Raw genomic sequence first — 24,659 nt, 5'->3', positions numbered from 1 at the left:
TCATGCGCCTGGTCCAGCTTTCTCGTCATAACATTGCGTTCCCTTCTCCGGAAGGGGCGCTGCGTGAGCCCAACGGGCTGCTGGCCCTTGGCGGTGACCTCAGTCCTGCGCGGCTGTTGATGGCGTACCAGCGCGGTATCTTCCCCTGGTTTTCTCCCGGCGACCCGATTTTATGGTGGTCTCCCGATCCGCGTGCCGTGCTGTGGCCTGCGCAGTTTCACCTGAGCCGCAGCATGAGGCGTTTCCATGCGAAATCACCCTATCGCGTTACCCTCAATCACGCTTTTGGTCAGGTCATTGAAGGCTGCGCCGAAGACCGCTATGAAGGGACGTGGATAACCCGCGATATCATCACCGCCTACCACCAGCTTCATGAGCTTGGCTACGCCCACTCCATCGAGGTATGGGAAGGCACCGCTCTCGTCGGCGGCATGTACGGCGTGGCGCAAGGGTCGCTGTTTTGTGGCGAATCGATGTTCTCTCGTGCGGTTAATGCCTCGAAAACCGCGCTGCTGGTCTTCTGCGAGACGTTTGCCCAGCGCGGCGGACGCCTCATCGATTGTCAGGTGCTCAACGAGCATACGGCCTCCCTCGGGGCTGTTGAAATCCCGCGCCGCCAGTACATCGAACAGCTTGAAGCCAGCCGTCAGGAGAAGCTCCCGCGCGACTTCTGGATACCGAAAACGCTCTTTGTGCCCAATGCCTAAATGTTTTCCGCATATTTTTTGTGAGGGTGTTATAATTACGCCGCAGAGTAGCTTCTGCCTGTTGCCCCGCCGCCGTTTGGGACCCTCGCTTCAGATAACGTCCTGACGTTTATCCTGTCGTCTCCCCTTTACGAATGCGCTTCCTGTTCGGTTGTACCGTGACGCTTGGGCAATGCGCCGAAACTGTTTTGCTGCGTTTTAATCGCGCAATTCTTTACTTAAATGATGAATTTCGGCATTATCTTGCCGGTTCAAAACTTGGTAGTGATACCCCAGAGGATTAGATGGCCAAAGAAGACAATATTGAAATGCAGGGTACCGTACTTGATACGTTGCCTAATACCATGTTTCGCGTAGAGCTGGAAAACGGTCACGTGGTAACTGCGCACATCTCCGGTAAAATGCGCAAAAACTACATCCGCATTTTGACGGGCGACAAAGTGACTGTTGAACTGACCCCGTACGACCTGAGCAAAGGCCGCATTGTCTTCCGTAGTCGCTAATTGTTTTCGCCTGTAATGGCAGATGAATATTAAATAAGGCCGGGATTTTCCCGGCCTTATTTTTTTGTGGTGCAGTCGATTATTTGAACAATTATTTGGCGGTTCGTTTCAGGCTGTCTGTTCGACAGTGTAGAAAGTAAGGGGAAGAGACCTTATTTTCTATTTTGCTAAGCTGCGGGTACGGCAGTGCACTTTCTTCTGTGGTGATGGTGACCATTCCCTTTTCTGAGCTGCCTGCACGGCAGTGCACTCTATCAGTCGAAGCAGTCGCGCCCGTCTGTCTTTCTAAGCTGCCTGTACGGCAGTGCACGCGGGCGCGTCGCGTCCGGGCATCAAACGTGCTTTCTAAGCTGCCTGTTCGGCAGTGCACCCGAATATTCTCCTGGTCCCTGTCGCATTGCATTTCTAAGCTGCCTGTACGGCAGTGCACTCGCCCCGCTAGTTTGCACACCATGCCCTGACTTTCTAAGCTGCCTGTACGGCAGTGCACTTAATCGGTACATTTGCCGAAAGATTGTATCATTTCTAAGCTGCCTGTACGGCAGTGCACCTGATGGTAAGCTCTCTGGCGGCTTCGTTTTCTTTCTAAGCTGCCTGTACGGCAGTGCACAAGTCCATCGTTGAACGAGAAAGACGGTCAATTTTCTAAGCTGCCTGTACGGCAGTGCACATGACGGGCTTTACCCAGATTCTCTCTAAAGTTTTCTAAGCTGCCTGTACGGCAGTGCACTATGGCGTACCGACTGCGTCACCTTGTCCCACTTTCTAAGCTGCCTGTACGGCAGTGCACAGTAGACCTGGTAAACGAGCGAAACAAGATGATTTCTAAGCTGCCTGTACGGCAGTGCACTGAAATAATATCTTCACACCATTATGATTTTCATACAAAAAAAGCTAAAACCCCTTCTTTTACCCTCTTTTTTACCCTCTCAAATATCCATTTAATATCAATGCATTACAAACACCCTAAAAATTAGGGTCAAACGCCATCTTCTCTTAAACCACCCAGTATAAAAAAACGCCATTCCACTCCACCTGACAAATGACTATACTTAGCCATGACAAATGACACTCACCAGGAGGTAACATGAGAACATGGATCCCCGCCCAACAACCTGCTGATAACGCGCTTTGGCGGTACGCTGGTTTACCTGCAAACAGGGGTATGCGGCTGATTGAGTTTCTCAATCAGGGGTTACCCGTCAGCGTGCTCGACAATATCCATGAGTGGACGGCGATGTCGAAAGCGGACATTTTGCGCGTCACCGGAATTAATGAACGTAACGTAGCCCGCCGCAAAAGCGCGGGACGGACGCTGACGCCGGATGAAAGCGAACGCGTGGCCCGTTTCGTTCGGGTGCTGGATGCTGCTGTCGACTATTTTGGCAGTAAAGAAGAGGCATGGAACTGGCTGCAGGCGCCGGTGCGCGGGCTTGGAAATGTTGCCCCTGTCGACCTGATCGCGACGGAAACCGGTGCCCTGGAAGTCACCGACTTGATTGGTCGACTCGAACATGGCGTGTTCGCATGATTTTTTATCGTCTGGTGACGGGACGCTATGCCAGCGAAGCGTGGAGCGGAAGCGGCGCAAACCAGTATGGCGGACGCTGGAACCATAAAGGCCATCCAGCGGTGTATGTGTCCACCTCCATCTCGCTGGCCTCACTGGAAATTCTGGTGCACGTTCGGAAAGATAGCGTGTTGAATCAGTACCATCTTTTCAACATCGATATCCCGGATGACCAGATTGATTACCTGGATAAAGCGTGGCTCCCCGAAGACTGGCAGGAAAATCCAGCGCCGGTATCAACGATGGATCTGGGAACCGGATGGTTACAGGCTAACAGCGCCCTCGCGCTTATCCTACCGTCCTGCATCATCCCTTATGAAAACAATGCCATCCTTAATCCCTTACATCCGGCATTCCACACGGCGCTCAATTCAGTTCAGCAACTCCCCTTTATTTTTGATGCCCGCCTGGCTGAAAAAACCGCACCCTGATCGCGAGTGCGGTTATGCGCTTCAGAACCAGGGAACCGTTGCCGTCGCGCTGAGTCCGTAGGTCGTAAATGTCCCCGAGACAGGCGCAGACAGCACATCCCCGTGGCGAATAAAAAGCTTAAAAGACTGGCCTGTTGAGAGACTACGCAAGTTGAGCCAGGGCAGATCCGTCCTCGCCTCCTGCATCGTCAGCAAACGCTGCTGCGCCTCGTCCTCCGTTAGCCATCCTTTTTTTACCGAGCGTCGCATCAGACGCTGCGCGCTGCTTTTCACCTGGACGCGGCTCACGCACCGCCACTGGCTGACGACGGGCACGGGCTGGATGTCCGAAGATATGCAGTAGTCGCTCAGTCCTTTTCGCCATGTGAGTGATTCGAGTTCGCTTAACGCAGGGCGAGTACCGTGCAGACGTAACACCGGGCCGGGCTTCATGCCGTGCGCAGGAAAGCTGATGCCAATATCCCCCTGCCCCCGCTGGCCCAGCGCGCGATGCAGCTTAGCCATCAGCGCGGCCATCAGCATCTCCTCGCTGAACTCCGGGTCGGGCAGGACGCGGATCTCAATGTAGTGATCCATAACCACTCCTTACTCGCCCTTCTCACCGAAGACGCCGCCGCGGATCAGCACGGCCATGACGTAATGCTGCTGTTCAACGTCAGGCTTTTGGCCTTTCGTCACCCAGTTATCCAGCAGGGTGTAGAAGTCCATCTTCTCTTTCGGCTGGCGGCAGGCCACACCACGGCTGGTGACAGAGCCATACGGTTCGACGGCGATAGCACCCAGCGCATCGACCTGAGGGTGCCATGTATCTATTGTTCGAATGGCATTACCGATTTTCTGCGAGTGCATGCCTGCAACGCTGTCTACCTGATACAACAGACGGCTCTTGCTGCTGTTGCTGTCCAGGACCAGCTCCTGCGACGGGAAGATCTCCTGCCCGGCACCGAGCAGCACCTGCGCGTCGACGTTCAGGAGAACAAATTCTTCACCGCTAAGCCCTTTTTCGATCTCCTGCGCCAGTGCGTTTAAGCGCTCATCGCAGGCAGAAAAATCTCGCAGCGCATAATTGTACGCATCAAACGTCCAGGCTTTACTGCCCGTCACGTTCACGATAATTTTTTCTGCCCCGACGCGGTTACGCCATAAAAAACGGCCGTTTGCCAGATTGGTTGCATAGCGACGCGCCAGCTCTTTGAAACCGTGTTCACTGATATAACCGTCGATAACCTGCTGAAGTTCATCCTGGTAGGCACGATCGTTACACACTGATGGCGTCGACAGGTTGCCCAGCACGCGAAGGGTAAATTTCACCTTCAGGGTGTCTGCATCGGCGGGCAGCGACGCCACGTCCACACGCTGCAGGTTCGCTTTCTGGATCTCCGCATCCAGCTTTGCCGGATCGTTGGTCAGCGCATTTTTCAGACGGTTAGAAATAGTGCCGCGTACCGCTTTTTCCTGAATCCGAATCGGCTGCCAGGTCTCTCCCGCCCAGCTTCCGGAATACATCACCGCATCCGAGGTTGCCAGTTTACGTTCAAATGCCAGTACAGATGCCGTTTTAACGGCAGTTGGAGCCTTTGCCATAGATAAGTCCTTTTTAATTAAGAGGTTCAGAAGTCAACGGCGCGCCCGCGCCCTGACAGTAGTAGCCTGTTTCCGTCGTGCGATAGCGCCAGAAAATATCGTCAAGCGACCGAATCCGGTGCAGACCGCACCACTCGCCCACGCCATACACCGCTTCGGTAAACGCGAAGGGCGTTTCTGCATCGCGCGCGTTTTCCACGACGCCGGGGGCGTAGAGTTCAGAGATACGCTGGTAGCCCGTCATTAACGGCACCAGATAACCGGGATTAGGTTTGGGAACAACGTGCCAGTCAGCCGGCTCGCCTTCGCGCAGGTTGCCGCTCTCCGGCATTTCCGCCTGGATTTTCAGCGTGGCAAAATCAAGCCAGGCATCAAGCAATGTGGCATCAGGATGGTTTTCAAGCAGGGTTTGATAATGTTGAACCAGCCAGCTGCTCCGATCGCGTAAGGCAAAACCGGGCATAAGCTGCCACTGCAACCGACGCATTTCGCGATCGGTAGACGGCATCGCCATGACGGTAATCGTCTCAATATCAACGACTATGCCGCCCGCCAGTCGGAGCGTCGGGCACACCTGCGAAAGGTATTCGGCCAGGTCACGCTGTCCGTATTCACCGTTCGGAATTTCCCCGTGACACTCAAGCAGGAGCGAAACCGTCATATGCATGCGCCCCTCTTCATTAAATGAGGCCGTTTTCGCTTCACGGGTAAGGGGATTACGCGTCAGGGCAAACTGATAATCGCGACCAGACGTGTGCGCGAGGATCTGGTGTTCGTGGCTGACGACGGCACAGCCCTCGATGCGCAGCCCGTGCGTTTCCGTCAGCCTGCGCGACAGCGCATGGGCAAATCCCAGGAAATGAGTGATGGCGGGAAAACCCCAGGTCAGGCCAGCAATCGCGTTGGCGTTTTCGACTCGGACACGGCGAAGCAGGATCAGTGAGCTCATTTCAGCGCCTCCCGGATAATTTTTTCCATCTCACGCAGGTTGCTGCGTAAACGTTCGCGCGTTTCCCACTCCCGTTTTTCCACATTACCGACATCCGGCAGCGACTTGCGCAGACGGGCGTTGAGCCACTGGGCAAAATCTTCCGCCACAGCGTCCTGCCAGTCATCTTTTTCTCGCTCAAGACGGAAGGCTTCGTCTGTTTTTGTGCGCCAGGGATCGAGCCAGAGCTGCTGATGAGGTTTCAGATCGGGACAGTTGAGCGTCCAGCTCTGCGAGGTTTCCCGTTGGAATACAGAGGCGATCTCAAACAGCAGATCGATAATCATATTGATGTAGCCGTCGCGCGCTTCACGAATACGAAAATTGGTGTAATCGCCCGCCTTCGTCAGTAGGGAAACAAGCAGCTGAATATGACTCTTCGCACGGCGGTCAAATTGCCCACCCGAGGCGAAAACAGAACGCAAGCTCGTCGGTGGCTTTTCTGCCCTTTTCCACTGCGGCGGCTGGCAGGAGAGCAGCCAGCTACGTCCGCCGCGTACGCTGTTTAGATAGGAAATGTTTTGCGGTTTCGTGCCACCAAAGTGTATTTCTGCTGAATCCGGGAAAAGCGTCAGCGGAGTGGGATGCCAGGTTTTCTCGCGGCGCGCTTTCCAGATGGCTTTTACCTCCTCGCCAAAACGACAGGCAATCATCTTTTGATGCATAGCGTGAACAAGCGAGGTGGCAAACAACGGGCTTAACAGATGGTAATTTTCACCTACCGGAAAATACCCCTGTTTAGCCAGCTTGTGCGAAGCGGGTTCGCCGGGCGTTAACGCGCGAGAAAAACCTGCAATCCAGTCACGCAGTTGACTCTCGTCATCGGTAAACGCGGCCAGCGCGGCGTGATCGCCACGCTTCAGGCTTGCTAGCAGGGAGTCGCCGCCCTCAACCTGCGTTTGCAATAATTTCGCGACGTCAAGCGCAGCGGCGTTGCCGACCGCATCCGGTTCCAGACCTGACAACGCAGCGGTGCTGAGGTACCCTTCCTGCGCCACTGCCTCGCTGTAAATACTGCTACTTTTTGAATCTCCGTGGGTAAATTTCGCCGCATGGGTCACGAGGTTAATTTGTCCGGCTCGCTTCGCGGCATCCGTCAGCCATGCTTTCGGCTCATAGCGAAGCTCCAGTTCCCGGCGTTCAGCCGCAAGCGTTGCGCTATCTTCGCTGCGCTTTGCGGTCGCTTTATCAAATGCTTCCAGCTTTGTTTGCCGTCGTCCGGCAATGTACTCAGCAATGAAAGCGCTTAGTGCTTCAACTGACATACTCGCTCCTGACTCTTAGAGATATTCCCTGAACACGCCCAATGCGGGGTGATACAACCATTTCTCCGTTTCCTCCTCCCAGGTAACTCTCAGTGTGATTTCGCCATACCGTCGCGACACCGCAGCCAGCTCCATCTGCTTCGTCTCGGCGAGCGCCTGTAATATCTCGGCATATTCGATTGCGACCCACGGCTCTACGCCGTCAGCCATAAACAACGCCTGTTCGCAAAACCGTCCTGCGGGTTTTAACCTGCCGTCTTCCTGCATCAGGCAAAACTCAGGTTCATCGTCTTCCTCTTCCATGCGCAAAAAGAAAGTGTCCTTCGGTGACGCACGGCGAAAAGGCGTCCGCAGCTGCAGCTCACCGTTCCACGTCAGCGGTAGCCGCCACCAGGACGCCGCCACCGCATCTGATTTCTTGCCATCGCCCAGCAGCGAGGCGCGCAAACGCTCATGCTCCAGCGCCGCCAGCGCGTTGCCGGGCAGATTTTCAACGATGCGCGGGACCGCATTCAGCGTGCGGTAGCCTTCTTCAGTAAGAAGCTCATGAAGATCGTGATGCGCCAGCGGATGCTGATCGGTCTCAAAACCGGGTCGGCAGTAGGCGATCCTCTCTCCGCGAAGCGCGCGCACGTTGCGCTGGAGAATCACCAGATTTTCGCGCTCAGGCACCTGCTGACGGTGGCGTTGAATACGCCCCGCAAACTGAATAAGCGAACGCATGGAGCTCGGCTCGATAATCCCCCAGTCGGCATCGAAATCGCGCCCAACTTCGAGAACGGAGGTTCCGAGCACGACAAAGAGGTGGTGCTGTTCTGGTGACATCAGCGCCCGCTTAACTTCAGGCAACTCCCAGACCGGGTCCGGTTCGTGCCGCGTGAACGCCGCGTCGAGTCGTTTTTCAATCGCCGCGCGCACCGCCAGCGGGTGCTGACTGTGGTACACGCAGTAATGAATGCGGTAATTGTCCGGAGAAGGTAACGCCATCAGCGCCTGCGCGACGGCAACCAGCGGGTTGATGTTCGCCATCCGCACCAGACCAAACGACACGGTTTTGCCGCTTTTATGCGTGCTGCGATGATCGCCGTGCAGCGAGAACATTTGCTGGTGCAACGTCTTCGCCAGGGCAGAGACAACATCGGCCGTGCGGGAAGAGTGCGGTTCAACGGCGGCAAGTTTACCCAGACGAAGCCGGGGCTGGTCTGGCAGACGTTTAATCCGCTGCCTGACAAAATCGCCATGCGCCTGACGAAATTGAGCATCGTCGGCCACATCCTGCGACTGCGCGCCATACTCATCAAACCAGGCGCAGCAGATACTCGTCGGTCTGTCCGACTGACCGCACGCGGCCTGCCAGGCTTTGCGCCCTTCCCGGTAGGCTTCGAACAGCGCTTCCGTTAATGCCGGGGGCAGCGTGGCAGAGGAAAGCAGCACGCGGGCGCCGAGCATGCCCGCCCAGTTCACCAGCCGACAAAGGGCGTGCAAATCATCAACGTCAAAATCATCGGGCTCATCAAGCACCAGATCGCTGGTCAGCAGGCGCAGCATGGCGGGGATCTGCCTGCCGCCGCGCACGCCTTCCGTTGCAGGCATCAGGTGATCGAGTGTTGTCACCAGCACCGGGGCGCTGACCAGGCGATTGAGCGCCGGTTCTTTCGCCAGCCACTGCTGGGCGATACCGCTGCTGGTCGCCCCTTCGTAATGTACGTAGTGATGGCTGGCGAAGAACGCTTCGTCGCTGGCGCTGCGGGTATCTTCAGCATCATTACCCTGATACAACTCCTTCACTGCTGCAGCGCCGGTCACCACGGCCAGCGTGTCGTCATCCAGCCCCAGGCGCGACTGCAAAGCCTGACCCGTTTGCAGCGTGAGCGTGCGTAACCCCAGCGCCACGCTAAAACGACACCCTGCCTGCTCATCTGCCAGAGCGTACATGATCCGGGCATTCGCAAAGGTTTTACCGCATCCGGTCGAGGCCATATTGATGCCGAAGAACCCCTGCTCTGCACTTTTCTCACGCAGGGAAGACGCCACGTCCCATGCCCTGTTTTGCCAGTGAAAACGCGGATCTTTCGCTCTTTCCCGGAACGTCCTGTGTCTTGCGATGGCGGGCAGTGAGCGGCGCAGTGCCGGAAGCGAGCGCCCCATCAACAGGGCCTGATGCGCAACGCCGACATTGTGTTCATCCAGCTTTTGCTTAAGCTGCCCGGACTGGCGGTCGCTGTTGGCCCAGCACGGAACGGCATCATCCTGCCACCCGGCATACGCGGGTTGAGAGGAGTAAACGTGGTCGGCCAGCATCAGCGACAGGCGGGCAAGATGAAGAGTAAAGAGATTATCTAGCGATCCCGCGTGAAGCAGTGCGGGCAGGTTCCGGATGCGCTTACCAATCTGCCGGGCCTTCTCGCGCCACGTTTTACTTTTTAGCGGCGTACCATTGGGGAATTTCCAGACATTTTTAAAATCACGCGCTTTCCACGGATGTTTTTCGGTGGATTTATGATTAAGCGAGCTCCATTCCGGGTTCAGCTGTTTCTCAAACCAGCCTTCGCAATAGTCCAGTTGAGGACGCGTCGAGTGCGACTGCGGTAAGCGGTGATGCGACAAAATCAGCCATACCACCACCTTAGCCAGAGGCGGAAGTTTTCCCAACAGGCTGCCGTTCTTGTCTGTATCCATCTTCAGCGCGTTCAGCATGGCCTTTTCGTCAGCGGCTTTGAGCTGCGTCAACGATGTCAGCCACTGTTCATCGGTGCGCTCCCCGACAAAGGCTTCAAACAGACGAACCGAGATCCATTCGTGGCGGTAAGGCTGGCAAATGTGCTTGCTTTCCCCTTTAAGCGTCTGCTGGAAGCACATCCCCGCTTTACCAAAATCATGAAACAGCCCGGCAATCGCCGCCAGCAAGCCGATGCTTTCCGCACTTTGCCAGCGGTGTTCGCCGTCGTTGCGGATAATTTGCAGGCTCGTGCGATTGGTTGGCACGCGCCCTTGCGCGTTGAATCGACGCAAATTCCCGACTATCCACAGCAGCTCGGTTTGTCCGTTTCTTTTCAGCCAGTGGCAGGCCACCGCGGTGTTACGACGTGCCGTTTTGCGCAGCAGCTTGCGCAGGGTGGTGACGCCTTCCATCGTTATCGTCGTCTGCCACGCCGCGTCACCCGTTCGCTCAGCAAACTGATCGATAATCTGGCAGCTTTGCTCGCGCGCGCGTTTGGTGCATCGAGAGATAATCAGCACATTCATTTTGCGGTGCCCGCCAGCGCGTGCGCGGTTTCCTGCAGGGTGGCGATCATCACATCCAGCGCGTCAGCCTGTTGAAACGCGTTGATGCAGCGCTGGCGAAACTGTTGATTATCCTCGCCCTCCATCGCCGCCATAAATGCCTGCGGCATAACGAGGGCGTCTTTGATTAAATCAGCAATATCAAAAACCAGCCCGCCGCGTCGGGTTTTACCGTGCATGACGGCCAGACCATGTGGAATGCCCGTTACCCAGGCCGCGACGGCCGCCAGCCCGTAGGCCAGATAATTGCCCTGGTCGAGAAAACGGTTCGCCATATCTGCCCCGCCGCCGCGTTTGGCGCGGGTAAAGCTGCCGTAACCCACCGTCTGGCTGACCAGTTTATAGAGCGATTTGGTAAGCTGCGCTTCCTGAAGCATCAGCGACGTGTGATCCTGTGCGTTTTCCATGCCCTGTCTGGCACGTTCCAGAATAGTTTCCAGCGCACCCTTATCAGGCTGAAAAGCAGTATCTCGCTGCATCCGCGCTCTCGCCCACTGCGTTTCGATTTGCCGAAAGCGAATAAACTGAAACCGTTTTGCCGCCTGCAGGCGTTTTTCCTCATCAAACCAGAATGAGACCCAGTTTTGTAAATATGCGGTCGGGCGGTATTCGCTTTGCGGGCTGAGCCATGAGACGTCGATATCCACCTCGTTTGCGGAATAAAGCGGCGTGCCGTCCGTTCCACAAAAGCCAACCATTACGCCTGCCCGCGCAAACTCGCGCATTGCCATTTGCGTAACGGATGTTCCCATTCCCAGCATCACCGCAGTCGTATTCGCGATGGGAATATTCCAGTAAAACGACTCTTGTCCTTCCTGGGTGACATATTCAACACGCCCACCATTCACCTGAACACGACATTTCTCCAGATAATAAATATTGGCACGCTTTGAATGCAGAATGGTTTTTAAGTCTGTAGGGGTGATGCTCTTTACGGACATGGCAAGGGCTTTTATTTCAAGGTGTTGAATGCGCAATATGTTAGCGAACATCGGATGGAAACAAATGTGACGGGTATCAAATGAATAATAATCACCGTGATAATGAAGTGGAAAATCATGTTTTTAGCTGAAGTATTATTTTTGCGAATAATATATTCGTTAGAATATAATTCATGCATGAATGGGTTTTTTATTTATTGTGAAAATAGAGAGTGCAGGTTTGATGGGATTAGGTTTTAAATTGGTTTGGTGAATATTATACGGTGGGTTGGTTTGAGAGGGGCAGCCTGTGCGGCAGTGAACACTTCGCTCAGTTGTCGATGTTTCGTTTCGATTTTCTAAGCTGCCTGTACGGCAGTGAACTACCCACCAGCCGATCGAGCGCAGCAGTTATTTTTCTAAGCTACCTGTACGGCAGTAAACTTCAGCTGACAGCGCGGCGAGCTGCCTGGTCATTTCTAAGCTGCCTGTACGGCAGTGAACCTTGTCGTTGGTTTCAAACTGGAGTTTTGACATTTCTAAGCTGCCTGTACGGCAGTGAACAGGCTATGGCTCGTATTGGGTTGTGGTGCGATTTCTAAGCTGCCTGTACGGCAGTGAACTCAATGTTTCGCTTGTAGTCAGAGATTCGAATTTTCTAAGCTGCCTGTACGGCAGTGAACATCGCCGGTGTTGGCCAGGCCCCGTATTGTACTTTTCTAAGCTGCCTGTACGGCAGTGAACTTCGGGGCATACAGCGGCGCTGACTGGTTCAGGTTTCTAAGCTGCCTGTACGGCAGTGAACACCACGTATCAACGAAACAACTTGAGCGAGTATTTCTAAGCTGCCTGTACGGCAGTGAACTGCTAACTTGCCGTTCTCGCTGTTGCGGTGATTTTCTAAGCTGCCTGTACGGCAGTGAACCTCCTGGCTCTGCGCGTCACCGCTTGCTTTTTTTCTAAGCTGCCTGTACGGCAGTGAACGAGGTAGAAAATGAATTATCAAAAATGGTTGTTTTCTAAGCTGCCTGTACGGCAGTGAACACCACGATAGAAACCCCATGCCTGGGTGTATCTTTCTAAGCTGCCTGTACGGCAGTGAACTGTCCGGCACTGGTAACGCAGTATCAGCCTGGTTTCTAAGCTGCCTGTACGGCAGTGAACAAGCTGGTCGGCGACGTTTTAATCCCGGTTACTTTCTAAGCTGCCTGTACGGCAGTGAACGCTGGCAGCATCATAGCCGGTAAAGAAGTTCATTTCTAAGCTGCCTGTACGGCAGTGAACACGTAGAGAAGCGAGGCATGGAGTTTAACCCAGTTTCTAAGCTGCCTGTACGGCAGTGAACTGGAAAGAAACGACGCCATCTTATTGTTAGCAAACAAAATAATCAACTTACACGTATAAAACCCTTTTTTCTGGCACGTAAATCCTCATCATATAAATCAATACGTTACGTATACATCAAAAAAAAGGGTTACAGCAACGGCGTCAGAGAAATGCCCCCGACGCCTGGGCTCGAACTCAGGAAATAATGTGAATTACCGGTTCTGCATTTCGAGGGGCAACAACGTCTGCGGCCATAGAATGCGTAATGTCATGGAGTAGCCCCGTGATGTGCGGCAACATATCGCCGTCAAAATTCGCCACCAGCAGCACATGGTTTAACGCCCGACAGTAGTCGCATTTCGTTTCGGTATCTTCCAGCAACCACTCTTTTTGTCGCGGTTGTTCCACTTCGTCCTCAAATTCCACCACCTGAAAATCACGCATTGATTCTGTAAGCCCGGATTTCACCTCTTCCAGCCAGGCTCCAAGACAGCGGCATACGGGATGCGTTTGGGGGAGTGATTTGCAATCCAGTAGGATTTCGGTGAGCAGTGTACAGCGCTCGGCAAGGGTTGGCAGATCGGGGTTAAGGGAGAGTTCGGTGTAGAGCTGTGAAAAATTGTTATGTTCCATTTGGTTATGACTCCGTGTGAAATTTAAAGATCTCCACCCGAACGCCAACTCAGGTGGCAGACTGAACCGGTTTGGCGTACCGACCCACACGGGAAAATCGGCGCTTCAAAAGAAGCCCCGGTTCAGCCCACCATAATTGAGTCTGCGGATTATATCGCTAGCTTTCAAAAGTGTGAACGAACCTGATGATAGTTGACTTATCAACATCATTTCTCGTGTGTAATCAGGACGCCAATCCCGGCACCTGATTTTGCAGGTGCGCCGCCATTTTATTACTGTGGATTTATCCAGCAACTGACTTCGAAAGAATCTGGAAAGCGCCTCGCAAAACTCCTCTGCGGCCACATGCTATCCCCCTCTCCTATAACAAAGGACGTCCAAAAAATAACAAATAATAATATAATTTAAGTGAGAGAGATGAAGGACGGGTTGGAATCCGTGTTTACTTCTCCGGACGCACTTTAAAAAGGAAAAATAAGCGAATCAAAATAATAAACAACAGATAATCTGGCATTAGATTCACCACATTAATCATTTAATCTCATTCATCCATCAAGATAATAAAAAGTAATCTTTTCCCTAGTTAACAAAAATGAGAGAACGATCACTTGATCAAATCTTTCCATATACGATGATAAGCGCATTAAACTAAAAGGATATATTATGTATTACAGCGAAGAAATCATCAGAAAAATTGGAACTGATAAAGAACTAGCTGTGCGATTAGATAAAGCGTTAGATGGCGTTAAAGAGGGGGTTGTCGATTATCTAAATGGTCTTGAAGATGGCGCAACACGATTACTTTATTATACATCTTGCCTTACAGACAATTATCAAGATGTGTGTAATAAACTAATGTCTGAGGATAAAAGGTTTTTGCTTTCCCTGTATGAACTGATAAAACATCGTAATGTTATATTCCGAATGATTCAAATATACATTGAAACACTTCTAACAAACAAGAGTGAAGTAGAAAAAAAATCAATCCTTGAGAAACTAACACCTTTTACAACACACTACTCCATAAAATACATTTCAAAAAATGGTTTAATATATGCTATGACATCTTATATATGCCGTGGGAATAAGATGAGTTCAGTAGTTCAAGATGCGTTCATGAAAAAAATAGCAAACAGAGTCGGATGGGTGGTGGGAGGCACAAATATTTATGGAATTGTTCAACATGCTGCTGAAAGTGCAGATAATCTAAAAAATTTTTGTCCATTATTTTATAATGCTTTATATAGAGAGGGATTAGAGATGCTGTATTTCTTGATCGAACCGATTATCATGAAGTCTGGATATCTGAATATTAGCTTAGCCTCGGATGAAGAAATTACCTGAGCATTAAATAGAATGATGTAACAATGTTTAATTTAATAAATGAATTTCTTTGGCGTTGTGTTAAGCGTTTATTTACCAGCATTAAAGATGATTGCATTAATGATCTCATAGGCTGGGGCATTATTATATTTATTATAATGATATCCATTCCCGTTTCGGCTCTAGTCAACAATAACAAAGCTTCATTTATAATTATCACCTCGATAGTAGTCACGATATTTTCATTAGTGTTTTTTTATAAAGGAAAAAAATAAATGTCTATACCAGCACATATGTGGCTTACCGATGAAAATAACTCGCCTTTAATGGGTGAATGCTTAATGCCTACACGATTGGGTTCCACCGAACTTAAATCGTTCAATCATTCTGTATGGATCCCTACAGATTATAACACTGGAAAACTTACTGGTACGCGCCTACATGTTCCGATTACATTTGAAAAAGACATAGATCGCCTTACCCCCTATTTATTCAGAGCGGTATGTCAGGGTAGAACACTAAAAACAGCTTTAATTAAAATGTACAGGATTAATGAAGCAGGAATAGAGGTAGAATACTTTAATATAAAGATGGAAAACGTAAAGATTACAAGAATTTCTCCCGTTCTATTTCCAATAGGCGTTGCAAGTAAGCATATGGAAGAAATTGAAATTCGTTATGAATCTATAGAATGGATCTACTGTGATGGGAACATCATGTTCAAAGACTCGTGGAATGAAAGAGCAGTGGCATAAAAAAGGACTCTGAAGAGTCCTTTTTTGTTGTGACTATCTTAACTAAAACTAAAAACAGCAAGCGAAGTTGTGCTTTTAAATTGTATGGCCTGACGCCCTCACCCCGGCCCTCTCTCACGGGGAGAGGGAGAAAAACGGGCACAAAAAAAGCCGGGTTAAAAAACCCGGCTTTTATACTAAAACGACTTAATGTGCCGCTTCCGGCTTGTGCTTCGCCGCACTCTGGAAGTCGTACGTCAGCTCGTTCTTCGCCTGGTCCAGCGCCAAGGTGACTTGGCCGCCGTCCACCAGCGAGCCAAACAGCAGCTCGTTCGCCAGCGGTTTTTTCAGGTTGTCCTGAATCACACGCGCCATCGGACGAGCGCCCATCGCACGGTCGTAGCCTTTCTCGGCCAGCCAGTTGCGGGCCTCCTGGCTCACTTCCAGCGACACGCCTTTCTGGTCCAGCTGTACCTGAAGCTCGACGATGAACTTGTCCACCACCTGATGGATCACCTCGGTAGACAGGTGATCGAACCAGATAATGTTGTCCAGACGGTTGCGGAACTCCGGCGTGAAGATCTTCTTGATCTCCTCCATCGCATCGGTGCTGTTATCCTGGTGGATCAGGCCGATGGATTTACGCTCGGTTTCACGTACCCCGGCGTTGGTGGTCATCACCAGCACCACGTTGCGGAAGTCCGCCTTGCGCCCGTTGTTGTCGGTCAGCGTCCCGTTGTCCATCACCTGCAGCAGGATGTTGAACACGTCCGGGTGCGCTTTCTCGATTTCATCGAGCAGCAGAACCGCGTGCGGATGCTTGATCACCGCGTCGGTGAGCAGGCCGCCCTGGTCAAAGCCGACGTAGCCCGGAGGCGCACCAATCAAACGGCTGACGGTGTGACGCTCCATATACTCGGACATATCAAAGCGCAGCAGCTCAATGCCGAGCGCTTTAGAGAGCTGCACCGTTACCTCGGTTTTACCCACGCCGGTCGGACCGGCGAACAGGAAGGAACCGACAGGCTTGTGGTCATGCCCCAGTCCGGCACGGGCCATCTTGATCGCTTCGGTTAAAGCCTCAATGGCTTTATCCTGACCAAAGACCAGCATTTTCAGGCGATTGCCGAGGGTGCGCAGCGTGTCGCGGTCGCTCTGAGAAACGCTCTTCTCAGGGATACGCGCGATGCGGGCCACCACGGACTCAATATCCGCCACGTTAACGGTTTTCTTACGCTTGCTGGCGGGCATCAGGCGCGCACGCGCCCCCGCCTCATCAATTACGTCAATGGCCTTATCCGGCAGATGACGGTCGTTGATGTATTTCACCGCCAGCTCCACCGCCGCACGGACCGCTTTCGCGGTGTAACGCACGTCGTGGTGCGCTTCGTACTTCGGCTTCAGGCCGTTGATGATCTGCACCGTTTCCTCGACGGACGGTTCGGTCACGTCGATTTTCTGGAAGCGGCGCGCCAGCGCGCGGTCTTTCTCAAAGATGTTGCTGAACTCCTGGTAAGTCGTGGAGCCAATCACGCGGATCTTGCCGCTGGAGAGCAGCGGTTTGATCAGGTTTGCGGCATCCACCTGGCCACCGGAGGCCGCACCTGCGCCGATGATGGTGTGGATCTCATCGATAAACAGGATGCTGTTGGTGTCCTGCTCCAGCTGTTTTAACAGCGCCTTGAAGCGTTTTTCAAAATCACCGCGGTATTTCGTGCCCGCGAGCAGCGAGCCGATATCCAGCGAGTAGATAGTGCAGTCGGCAATCACTTCCGGCACGTCGCCCTGCACAATGCGCCAGGCAAGCCCTTCGGCAATCGCAGTTTTACCCACGCCTGACTCACCCACCAGCAGCGGGTTGTTCTTGCGGCGACGGCACAGCACCTGAATCGCGCGCTCCAGCTCTTTATCGCGACCGATCAGCGGGTCGATACCGCCAACGCGAGCAAGCTGGTTAAGGTTGGTGGTGAAGTTTTCCATACGATCCTCCCCGCCTGCTTGCTCTTCATTGTTATTGACCTGGTTGCCGGAATCCGATGCCTGGTTAGGCTCGTCTTTGCGCGTTCCGTGAGAAATAAAGTTCACCACGTCGAGGCGGCTGACTTCGTGTTTGCGCAGCAGATAGGCAGCCTGCGACTCCTGCTCGCTGAAGATGGCGACTAAGACGTTTGCGCCAGTCACTTCGCTACGTCCGGAAGACTGGACGTGGAAAACCGCGCGCTGCAGCACGCGCTGGAAGCTGAGCGTCGGCTGCGTGTCGCGCTCCTCTTCACTGGCTGGCAGCACCGGTGTGGTTTGTTCGATGAAGGCTTCGAGTTCCTGACGCAGCGCCACCAGATCCACAGAGCAGGCTTCCAGCGCTTCGCGGGCAGATGGGTTGCTAAGCAGTGCGAGCAGCAGATGCTCGACGGTCATAAACTCATGTCGGTGCTCACGCGCTCTGGCGAAAGCCATGTTTAAACTGAGTTCCAGTTCTTGATTGAGCATAGGCACCTCCCCCAATTTTATGCCTTATCAGGCCTTTTCCAGCGTACACAGCAACGGATGCTCGTTCTCCCTAGCATAGTCGTTCACCATCGCCACTTTGGTTTCCGCCACTTCTGCCGTAAAGATGCCGCAGATGGCTTTGCCTCGATAATGAACGGTAAGCATCAGTTGCGTTGCACGTTCTACATCATAAGAAAAGAACTTTTGTAGCACGTCAATAACAAATTCCATCGGCGTGTAATCATCGTTCATTAACATAACTTTATACATAGATGGCGGTTTTAGCGCGTCGCGCACTTTGTCTTCCGCCAGCTGGTCAAAATCCAGCCAATCGTTGGTCTTACCCATGATGCATAACCACTTTGAATCTACCTCAGATGTTAGATAACAATCATCTATTACTGTCATCCGCGATGTCTGTCACAAACTGTCGCAATAGCGTTAACTGCTTCAAACTTTGGTTGATTATTGTCCCAACTCCAGCGCCAAACGCTTGACGACGTCTTCCGTTTCTCTAAATTGTACAAGCGTGAGATGGCGAGGTTTTGAACAGCCCCCACTCCACCACCGGTTCATTCCATCTTAACTTATAAGATTTACGAAGGATGTCGAAGCATGGAAATGGGTACTGTTAAGTGGTTCAACAACGCCAAAGGGTTTGGCTTCATCTGCCCCGAAGGCGGCGGCGAGGATATCTTCGCTCACTATTCCACCATTCAGATGGATGGTTACAGAACGCTCAAAGCCGGGCAGTCCGTCCGGTTCGATGTACACCAGGGACCTAAAGGCAATCATGCAAGCCTTATCGTCCCCATTGAAGCAGAGACGGTTGCCTAGCCCTCTGTTTTATTGTGTACATCCCGCCGTCAAAATGCCAGCCCGATCGGCTGGCATTTTTATTTTCGGGTTATTCCCGAGCCAGCGCGTCCACCGGATCCAGCCGCGCCGCGTTGCGGGCGGGCAACCAGCCGAACAAAATGCCGGTAAAGGTCGAACACAGGAACGCGGTAATAATGGCAACCGGCGAGAAGCCAATCTCCCAGCCGGGTAAAAAGAGCTGGAGCGCAAAGGCGATCATCATTGAGAGCGCAATCCCCATCGCCCCGCCAACCAGGCACACCAGCACCGCTTCAATCAAAAACTGCTGCAGCACGTCGCTGGATCTGGCCCCGACCGCCATGCGGATGCCAATCTCCCGGGTGCGCTCGGTGACCGACACCAGCATGATATTCATCACCCCGATGCCGCCGACGACCAGCGAAATCACCGCCACCAGCGTGAGGAACAGTTGAAGAGTACGTGTGGTCTTTTCCGCCGTTTTCAAGAGGCCGTCCATGTTCCAGGTGAAGAAATCTTTCTTCCCGTGGCGCAGGGTTAACAGCCGCTCAAGCTGCTGCTCGGCCAGCGCGCTGTCGTAGCCCTCCTTCACGCGTACGGTGATGGAGTTAAGCCAGGACTGCCCCATAATCCGCCCGGAAATCGTTGTGTAGGGCAACCAGACGCGCAGGATCTTGCTGCTGCCAAACATCGACTGCTTCTCCTCCGCCACGCCAATGACCGTGGCAGGCATGTTGCCGACCAGGATCACTTCACCGACGACACTGGCTTTATTAGGGAAGAGTTGCCTGCGCGAGTTCGCGTCCAGCACCACCACCTGCGCCCTGCCCGCCAGCTGTTCGGCGTTGAAGGTAGCGCCCTCGCTGAAGGTCATGCCGTAGACGTTGAAGTAGTCTCCGCTGACGCCGTTCGCGCTGGCGGCCACGTCCACATTGCCCACGCGCAGGCGCAGGTTTTGCGAAACGGCCGGCGTGGCGGAGTTGACCCACGGCTGCTTCTGAATCGCCGCCAGATCGTCGTATTTCAGCGCCTGCTGATACTGCGGCTCGTCGTCGCCAAAGTCTTTGCCGGGATAAACGTCAATGGTATTGGTGCCGATGGCGCGGATATCGGCCAGCACCAGCTGCTTCGCCGCGTCGCCCACCACCACGATCGACACCACCGAGGCGATGCCGATGATAATCCCGAGCATGGTCAGCAGGGTGCGCATTTTATTGGCCGCCATCGCCAGCCAGGCCATGGTTAGCGCTTCACGAAAGCCGCTGGAAAACTGTCCCCAGCCGGTTGCGGCCGGCAGCGCTTCTTTCGGCGCCGCCGCTCTGGACGCCCGCGGCGGCGGGTTGCTGACCAGCTCGCCGTCGTGGATCTCAATAATGCGTTCCGCCTGCGCCGCCACCTGCGGATCGTGGGTGACGATAATGACCGTGTGCCCCCGATCGCGAAGCTGATGCAGGATCGCCATCACCTCTTCGCCGGAATGACTGTCGAGCGCGCCGGTCGGTTCATCCGCGAGGATCACCTGCCCGCCGTTCATCAGGGCGCGGGCGATACTCACGCGCTGCTGCTGGCCGCCGGACAACTGCGAGGGCTGGTACTCTACGCGCTCCGCCAGCCCCAGGCGCGTCAGCAGCATCTGCGCACGCTCAAGACGTTTTTTCCGCTCGACGCCCGCATACACCGCCGGTACTTCGACGTTCTGGGCCGCACTAAGATGAGAAAGCAGGTGGTAGCGCTGGAAGATAAAGCCAAAATGTTCCCGGCGCAGCTTCGCCAGCGCGTCGCCGTCCAGCGTGGAGACATCCGTTCCGGCCACGCGATAGGTGCCGCTGGTCGGTTTATCCAGGCAGCCGAGAATGTTCATCAGCGTCGATTTACCGGAGCCCGACGCCCCGACAATCGCCACCATCTCGCCCGCCTCCACGCGCAGGGAGATGCCCTTCAGCACCTCCACCGGGCCATCGCCGGAGGGATAGCTGCGGCGAATGTCATTCAGCTCAAGCAGCGCCGTCATTTGGCGGCTCCGGGCAGGCTTTCGCTGACAACAACCTCCTCGCCCTCTTCCAGCCCTTTGACCACCACCACGTCGGTGTCGTTGCGCGCGCCAATCACCACTTCACGCTCGCGCGTTTCGCCGTTGCGCAGCACCTTCACTTTGTAGCGGCTCTCCCCGGCGGATTCACCCAGCGCCGAGAGCGGAATGGTCAGCACGTTCTTCACGCCGGTCAGCTGGATATGCACCTGCGCGGTCATGTCCAGACGCAGCACGCCCTTCGGGTTGGGTACCTCAAAGCGGGCATAGTAGAAGATGGCGTCGTTCACTTTTTCCGGCGTCGGGAGAATGTCTTTCAGCACGCCTTCGTAGCGGGTCTGCGGGTCGCCCAGCACCGTAAACCAGGCGTTTTGTCCCGGCTTCAGATGGATGACATCCGCCTCTGAGACCTGGGCCTTCACCAGCATGGTGCTCATGTCTGCCAGGGTCAAAATGTTTGGCGCCTGCTGGGCGGCAATCACCGTCTGGCCCTGCAGGGTGGTGATCTGGGTGACTTCACCGGCCATCGGCGCGACGATTTGGGTGTAGTCGAGGTTGGTTTTCGCCGTATCCAGCGAGGCCTGATTGCGTTTGATCTGCGCGTCAATCGTGCCAATCTGCGCCTGTTTTACCGCCAGCTCCGTGGTGGCCGTGTCTAAATCTTGCTTCGAGATAGCCTGGGTTTTGGCCAGCGCCTGCTGACGGGTCAGCGTGACATGGGCCAGGTTACGCTCGGCCAGCGCCTGCGCACGCTGCGCGCGCAGCTCCATCAGCGTGGCTTCCACCTCGCGGATCTGGTTCTCAGCCTGTTCAGGATCGATCACGCCAAGCAGCTGGCCTTTTTTCACCTTGTCGCCAATCTCAACCGACAGCGTTTTCAGCTGACCGCTGACCTGCGCACCGACGTCAACCTTGCGCAGGGCATCAAGCTTGCCCGTCGCCAGGACGTTTTGCTGCAGTTCGCCAGGGCGAACAATCAGCGTCTGATACTGCAGCACCGGCGCATTCAGCACCTGCCATAGCCAGTACCCAACGGCTAAAACCGCGACCGCCAGCAGCAGAAACAGCGTTCTGCGTTTTCCCTTGAGATTCATAAATATTCCAAATAAATGTTCTGGCAATGATAAAGGTTGATTCTAACTAAACGACTCTTCAACGAAAGCCCTGTTCTCCGAAATCGCCCCAATTTGTTTACGAGACGTTGACATTTCCCCTGTTGAAATAGCGATATTCCAAAAGGATCAGGATCTACCATGTCTTCTATCGTCGATACATCACTTTCCAACCTGCCGCAGCCAAAATCCGGCTGGCAGCTCTTCAAAAGCCTGGCCTTCGGTGAGATCGCCCCCGGGCTGGCATGGGAAAACACCGACTACCGACGCAAGTTTATGCTGCGCTCGCTGGCAACACCGTTCAGCACCGCTCGCCTGCTCTCTGCGCTGGCAAAGCATCCGTACCTGATGCAAATGCTCCAGGTTCAGCCCGGCCTGCCCTGCCGCCTGCATCGCCCGTGGCTGACCGTCAATATGGATCGACAGCGTACGCTGGAATCGCTCTCCTGGCACTATCAGGTCATGTCTCACCAGCTGCCGGCGACGCTGATGAATGGCTATCTTTCAAAGCACGGCGCGACGCTGCTGACCATAACCGGAAAAGATGAACAGCAATTTACCGTTCGCCTGTGCGCCGATGCGTTTATGGATAAAGAGGGAGAAGCAACCCTCGTTTTCTGTGACGCTCAAAACACCGCGCTGGCGGAAATGACCTTTACGCTTTGCCCGTTCGAGGGAAAATCGACGCTGTTCATTGGCGGTTTGCAGGGCGCAAAAGTGCATGTCCCCCATGAGCGGATCCAGGGGGCGACGAAAGCCTGCCATGGCCTGTTCCCGAAACGTCTGCTGGTCGAGGCCGCCATGACCCTCGGCGCCGCGTTCCCGGTAGAGCAGATTATCGCCGTCAGTAACGATACCCATATTTATCGCAGCTGGCGCTACCGCAGGAAAAAAGAGGGAAAACTGCTGGCCGATTACGACAGCTTCTGGCTCTCCCTCGGCGGTGAAAAGCAGGATAACGGTAACTTTACGCTGCCTCTCGCTATGCCGCGTAAACCGATGGAAGAAATCGCCAGCAAAAAACGTTCGGAATATCGCCGCCGCTACGAACTGCTGGATAGCCTGATTCAGCAGGTGAAACAGGCGACCCGGGGTTAATCCGCTCTCCCGCGCGCCAGCCACAGCACGCGGGAAAACATCTTCCGCAGCAGGGTCGGTACCGCCTCCACGCCCCGCCTTCCCGCCTCCGTCGCCACTTCAATGGCGAGATCCGGCTTTGACGAACGATGAATGGCTTTGGCGATCACCCGCCGCATGTTCATCGGGACATCGACCGGCACCATCGCAACGCGGTGGAAGACGTCGTCAAACCCCTGACGATACATAAAGTGCTCCATGTCCATCGCGGGGAGCATGGTTAAGTGGTCGCGCTCTTCTTCCCGCTCGTTATTCAGCAGGCTACGCACGGTCGAGGCATATTTTTTGCCCGCCTCATCACCGTCGACCAGGACGTGCCACTCGATGCCCATCCGGCGGGCAAATTTTATCAGCGGCTTTAATCCCGACTGGGCGAATTCAATCACCTTAATGCCTTCCGCATCAAAATGGTGGCCGCACTGGCGCGCCAGTTCGTTGATAACCCAGGTTTCCGTTTCACCCTCCACCAGCAGCCAGCAGCGGGCAAAGAGCGACGACGCGCGGTTAAAGCGAATATGAAACGCGATGCGCCGCCCGTCTTCCGCGTTCAAACCGCCCGGCCCAAGCCGGAATGCCGAGACGCGGGAGGATTCACGCACCAGACGGCAGACGTGTTCTACCGGCGTCAGGGACAATAATTCCCCGGAATTGGTGGTCGTAATACGCTGGAGCGGCAGCAGATTCAGCAGATGCCAGGCCACGGAGAGCATGATGGGATGCAGGCGCGTTTCCGGGTCTTCCACCAGCAGCAGCGGCCGCGCGTCCCGGTCGAGACGGACGGTGCCTTTGGCCTGCAGGAGCGTTGAGAACAGCCCCAGCAAAATCACCCGATGGGTACGGCCGCCGGGCCGGTCGATCATCCGGTTAATGATATCGAGGTAGCGCCAGCTGCGCTGCTCGTCATGAGAGCGACGGCGCATCAGCCGATGGCGCGACTCGGACGTGCCCTGCTCGGAAAAATAGTGCTCCAGAAGCTGCACCATCGCGGACAGCCCCTGGCGAATCTGACCATCGGTCAGATTCTGCGGACGCGACACCAGCTCACGGGCCAGAAAATCCAGCTCGCGGGCGGTGACTTCCACCTCCGGCATATTCGGCACCGTGCCGTTACGGATACGCCGCATAAAGCGCGCATCGCGCAGCCGCAATACGGGCGTCAGGCGGATCAGGTGGCGGGCGAGGTCGTCGATGTTGTCCAGCGGGATCGGGCTGGCTGTCTCATCGAGAAAATCACGCAGGGTGAGTACCCCTTCGTTCTCCGCCATCTCCCCTTCCAGCCGATAGAAAATCCGGTGAAAACCGTCATCGCACGGCACCCAGCAGGGTGACAGCGGACGAAAGCGACGCACGCGGTGGCGGCCAGGCTCGGATTCGCGGAACGTCAGGATGATATGCAGGTGCTTCTCGCGCCCCGTCACGTCGCCCGGCGGGAACCAGAAATCCTCGCGGACGAAGTGATACAGATCGTCTTCGGGGGAAAGCAGCAACGTCAGCGCATCCAGCAGGCTGGACTTCCCCCACGCGTTCTCGCCGATCAGGACGTTGTTCTGCTCCAGCTGCAGCGACAGGCGGTTAATACCGCGAAACCCGACAATTTCCACACGTTCGAGAAGCATAAATCCCCCGCGAAATGATCACTTTTTCCTTCAAGTTATCAGCAGTATAGCGGGAGGCGTTCTGTCACGACAGCACAACATTCACCCTTATGAGAATTGGTCTATGCTCTATTTACCGCTGATTCGAACAAGGATTGACATCACATTGCCTTAAATCAAATTAATCGAATTT

General features: G+C 54.3%; 20 protein-coding genes and 2 CRISPR repeat arrays. Of the genes, 8 read left to right on the top strand and 12 right to left on the bottom strand.

Annotated elements, in window-relative coordinates; genetic code table 11:
* Positions 1-2 precede the first annotated feature (2 nt).
* The 4 genes from aat (at position 3) to FY206_RS08680 (ending at position 3,211) form a co-directional block, all read left to right on the top strand.
* The gene (gene aat, locus FY206_RS08695; protein ID WP_032639229.1) at positions 3-707 is read left to right on the top strand and encodes a leucyl/phenylalanyl-tRNA--protein transferase; all 705 of its coding nucleotides are present in this window, start codon (positions 3-5) and stop codon (positions 705-707) included.
* Positions 708-991: 284 nt separating this feature from the next.
* On the top strand, positions 992-1,210 hold the full coding sequence (infA, locus tag FY206_RS08690) for a translation initiation factor IF-1 (protein WP_002211347.1): 219 nt from the start codon (positions 992-994) through the stop codon (positions 1,208-1,210).
* 164 nt (positions 1,211-1,374) lie between these two features.
* Positions 1,375-2,060: direct repeats of the CRISPR family, unit length 28 nt; unit sequence TTTCTAAGCTGCCTGTACGGCAGTGCAC.
* A 237-nt stretch (positions 2,061-2,297) separates the two neighbouring features.
* Positions 2,298-2,741, top strand: a complete 444-nt coding sequence (parS, locus tag FY206_RS08685; RefSeq protein WP_032639227.1) for a type II RES/Xre toxin-antitoxin system antitoxin — start codon at positions 2,298-2,300, stop codon at positions 2,739-2,741.
* Positions 2,738-3,211, top strand: coding sequence for an RES family NAD+ phosphorylase (locus FY206_RS08680; protein ID WP_032639225.1), 474 nt, complete (start codon positions 2,738-2,740; stop codon positions 3,209-3,211). Before parS ends, FY206_RS08680 begins: the two co-directional genes overlap by 4 nt.
* 21 nt (positions 3,212-3,232) lie before the next feature.
* Here the strand turns inward: FY206_RS08680 and cas6f are convergent, their stop codons facing one another.
* From cas6f to FY206_RS08645, 7 genes are all read right to left on the bottom strand, one after another.
* Entirely contained in the window at positions 3,233-3,787 is a 555-nt protein-coding gene (gene cas6f / locus FY206_RS08675; RefSeq protein WP_032639223.1) for a type I-F CRISPR-associated endoribonuclease Cas6/Csy4, read from the bottom strand.
* A 9-nt stretch (positions 3,788-3,796) separates the two neighbouring features.
* Positions 3,797-4,795, bottom strand: a complete 999-nt coding sequence (csy3, locus tag FY206_RS08670) for a type I-F CRISPR-associated protein Csy3 (RefSeq protein WP_032639221.1) — start codon at positions 4,793-4,795, stop codon at positions 3,797-3,799.
* 13 nt (positions 4,796-4,808) lie between these two features.
* A complete protein-coding gene (gene csy2 / locus FY206_RS08665; RefSeq protein ID WP_032639219.1) occupies positions 4,809-5,744 on the bottom strand; it encodes a type I-F CRISPR-associated protein Csy2 in 936 nt (311 codons plus the stop codon).
* Complete coding sequence (gene csy1, locus FY206_RS08660; RefSeq protein WP_032639217.1) at positions 5,741-7,048, bottom strand: type I-F CRISPR-associated protein Csy1; 1,308 nt, start codon at positions 7,046-7,048, stop codon at positions 5,741-5,743. The genes csy2 and csy1 overlap by 4 nt, the downstream gene beginning before the upstream one ends.
* Before the next feature lie 15 nt (positions 7,049-7,063).
* A complete protein-coding gene (gene cas3f / locus FY206_RS08655) occupies positions 7,064-10,294 on the bottom strand; it encodes a type I-F CRISPR-associated helicase Cas3f (protein WP_032639215.1) in 3,231 nt (1,076 codons plus the stop codon).
* Positions 10,291-11,274 carry a type I-F CRISPR-associated endonuclease Cas1f gene (gene cas1f / locus FY206_RS08650; RefSeq protein ID WP_032639213.1) on the bottom strand — a complete coding sequence of 328 codons (984 nt, stop codon included), beginning with the start codon at positions 11,272-11,274 and terminating at the stop codon, positions 10,291-10,293. Before cas1f ends, cas3f begins: the two co-directional genes overlap by 4 nt.
* Positions 11,275-11,609: 335 nt before the next feature.
* Positions 11,610-12,598: a CRISPR direct-repeat array (repeat unit 28 nt; unit sequence TTTCTAAGCTGCCTGTACGGCAGTGAAC).
* 176 nt (positions 12,599-12,774) lie between these two features.
* Positions 12,775-13,212 carry a hypothetical protein gene (locus FY206_RS08645; RefSeq protein ID WP_032639211.1) on the bottom strand — a complete coding sequence of 146 codons (438 nt, stop codon included), beginning with the start codon at positions 13,210-13,212 and terminating at the stop codon, positions 12,775-12,777.
* Positions 13,213-13,875: 663 nt separating this feature from the next.
* Here FY206_RS08645 and FY206_RS08640 point away from each other — a divergent pair.
* Both FY206_RS08640 and FY206_RS08635 read left to right on the top strand, forming a co-directional pair.
* On the top strand, positions 13,876-14,556 hold the full coding sequence (locus FY206_RS08640; RefSeq protein ID WP_032639209.1) for a hypothetical protein: 681 nt from the start codon (positions 13,876-13,878) through the stop codon (positions 14,554-14,556).
* A gap of 254 nt (positions 14,557-14,810) precedes the next feature.
* Positions 14,811-15,290, top strand: coding sequence for an Hcp family type VI secretion system effector (locus tag FY206_RS08635; protein ID WP_032639204.1), 480 nt, complete (start codon positions 14,811-14,813; stop codon positions 15,288-15,290).
* Between the two features lie 186 nt (positions 15,291-15,476).
* On the opposite strand, the gene clpA is transcribed toward FY206_RS08635, so the two are convergent.
* The gene (clpA, locus tag FY206_RS08630) at positions 15,477-17,756 is read right to left on the bottom strand and encodes an ATP-dependent Clp protease ATP-binding subunit ClpA (protein ID WP_032639202.1); all 2,280 of its coding nucleotides are present in this window, start codon (positions 17,754-17,756) and stop codon (positions 15,477-15,479) included.
* Positions 17,757-17,783: 27 nt separating this feature from the next.
* On the bottom strand, positions 17,784-18,104 hold the full coding sequence (gene clpS, locus FY206_RS08625; RefSeq protein ID WP_006174393.1) for an ATP-dependent Clp protease adapter ClpS: 321 nt from the start codon (positions 18,102-18,104) through the stop codon (positions 17,784-17,786).
* 267 nt (positions 18,105-18,371) lie between these two features.
* Between clpS and cspD the strand changes: the two genes are divergently transcribed.
* Positions 18,372-18,593, top strand: coding sequence for a cold shock-like protein CspD (cspD, locus tag FY206_RS08620; protein ID WP_008499993.1), 222 nt, complete (start codon positions 18,372-18,374; stop codon positions 18,591-18,593).
* Between the two features lie 70 nt (positions 18,594-18,663).
* Here cspD and macB read toward each other — a convergent pair whose 3' ends face one another.
* Entirely contained in the window at positions 18,664-20,604 is a 1,941-nt protein-coding gene (gene macB, locus FY206_RS08615; RefSeq protein WP_045890489.1) for a macrolide ABC transporter ATP-binding protein/permease MacB, read from the bottom strand.
* A complete protein-coding gene (gene macA / locus FY206_RS08610; protein ID WP_077064061.1) occupies positions 20,601-21,716 on the bottom strand; it encodes a macrolide transporter subunit MacA in 1,116 nt (371 codons plus the stop codon). The genes macB and macA overlap by 4 nt, the downstream gene beginning before the upstream one ends.
* 159 nt (positions 21,717-21,875) lie before the next feature.
* Here macA and FY206_RS08605 point away from each other — a divergent pair, with 159 nt between their 5' ends.
* Positions 21,876-22,832 (top strand): VirK/YbjX family protein, encoded by a 957-nt coding sequence (locus FY206_RS08605; RefSeq protein WP_032639197.1) that lies wholly within the window; start codon positions 21,876-21,878, stop codon positions 22,830-22,832.
* On the opposite strand, the gene FY206_RS08600 is transcribed toward FY206_RS08605, so the two are convergent.
* Positions 22,829-24,487 (bottom strand): ATP-dependent endonuclease, encoded by a 1,659-nt coding sequence (locus FY206_RS08600; RefSeq protein ID WP_032639195.1) that lies wholly within the window; start codon positions 24,485-24,487, stop codon positions 22,829-22,831. The two genes, FY206_RS08605 and FY206_RS08600, sit on opposite strands and share 4 nt — an antisense overlap.
* Between the last annotated feature and the right edge of the window lie 172 nt (positions 24,488-24,659).

The organism is Enterobacter chengduensis (assembly GCF_001984825.2).
In the GTDB taxonomy this organism is placed as follows: domain Bacteria; phylum Pseudomonadota; class Gammaproteobacteria; order Enterobacterales; family Enterobacteriaceae; genus Enterobacter; species Enterobacter chengduensis.
This window is presented reverse-complemented; position numbering and strand designations above follow the sequence as displayed.

Coding starts and splice junctions, on each gene's coding strand:
- parS (WP_032639227.1), top strand. CDS start 2,298: ATGAGAACATGGATCCCCGCCCAACAACCTGCTGATAACGCGCTTTGG.
- FY206_RS08600 (WP_032639195.1), bottom strand. CDS start 24,487: ATGCTTCTCGAACGTGTGGAAATTGTCGGGTTTCGCGGTATTAACCGC.
- FY206_RS08605 (WP_032639197.1), top strand. CDS start 21,876: ATGTCTTCTATCGTCGATACATCACTTTCCAACCTGCCGCAGCCAAAA.
- infA (WP_002211347.1), top strand. CDS start 992: ATGGCCAAAGAAGACAATATTGAAATGCAGGGTACCGTACTTGATACG.
- FY206_RS08640 (WP_032639209.1), top strand. CDS start 13,876: ATGTATTACAGCGAAGAAATCATCAGAAAAATTGGAACTGATAAAGAA.
- clpA (WP_032639202.1), bottom strand. CDS start 17,756: ATGCTCAATCAAGAACTGGAACTCAGTTTAAACATGGCTTTCGCCAGA.
- csy1 (WP_032639217.1), bottom strand. CDS start 7,048: ATGTCAGTTGAAGCACTAAGCGCTTTCATTGCTGAGTACATTGCCGGA.
- FY206_RS08645 (WP_032639211.1), bottom strand. CDS start 13,212: ATGGAACATAACAATTTTTCACAGCTCTACACCGAACTCTCCCTTAAC.
- FY206_RS08680 (WP_032639225.1), top strand. CDS start 2,738: ATGATTTTTTATCGTCTGGTGACGGGACGCTATGCCAGCGAAGCGTGG.
- FY206_RS08635 (WP_032639204.1), top strand. CDS start 14,811: ATGTCTATACCAGCACATATGTGGCTTACCGATGAAAATAACTCGCCT.
- cspD (WP_008499993.1), top strand. CDS start 18,372: ATGGAAATGGGTACTGTTAAGTGGTTCAACAACGCCAAAGGGTTTGGC.
- csy2 (WP_032639219.1), bottom strand. CDS start 5,744: ATGAGCTCACTGATCCTGCTTCGCCGTGTCCGAGTCGAAAACGCCAAC.
- cas3f (WP_032639215.1), bottom strand. CDS start 10,294: ATGAATGTGCTGATTATCTCTCGATGCACCAAACGCGCGCGCGAGCAA.
- csy3 (WP_032639221.1), bottom strand. CDS start 4,795: ATGGCAAAGGCTCCAACTGCCGTTAAAACGGCATCTGTACTGGCATTT.
- clpS (WP_006174393.1), bottom strand. CDS start 18,104: ATGGGTAAGACCAACGATTGGCTGGATTTTGACCAGCTGGCGGAAGAC.
- cas1f (WP_032639213.1), bottom strand. CDS start 11,274: ATGTCCGTAAAGAGCATCACCCCTACAGACTTAAAAACCATTCTGCAT.
- macA (WP_077064061.1), bottom strand. CDS start 21,716: ATGAATCTCAAGGGAAAACGCAGAACGCTGTTTCTGCTGCTGGCGGTC.
- aat (WP_032639229.1), top strand. CDS start 3: ATGCGCCTGGTCCAGCTTTCTCGTCATAACATTGCGTTCCCTTCTCCG.
- macB (WP_045890489.1), bottom strand. CDS start 20,604: ATGACGGCGCTGCTTGAGCTGAATGACATTCGCCGCAGCTATCCCTCC.
- cas6f (WP_032639223.1), bottom strand. CDS start 3,787: ATGGATCACTACATTGAGATCCGCGTCCTGCCCGACCCGGAGTTCAGC.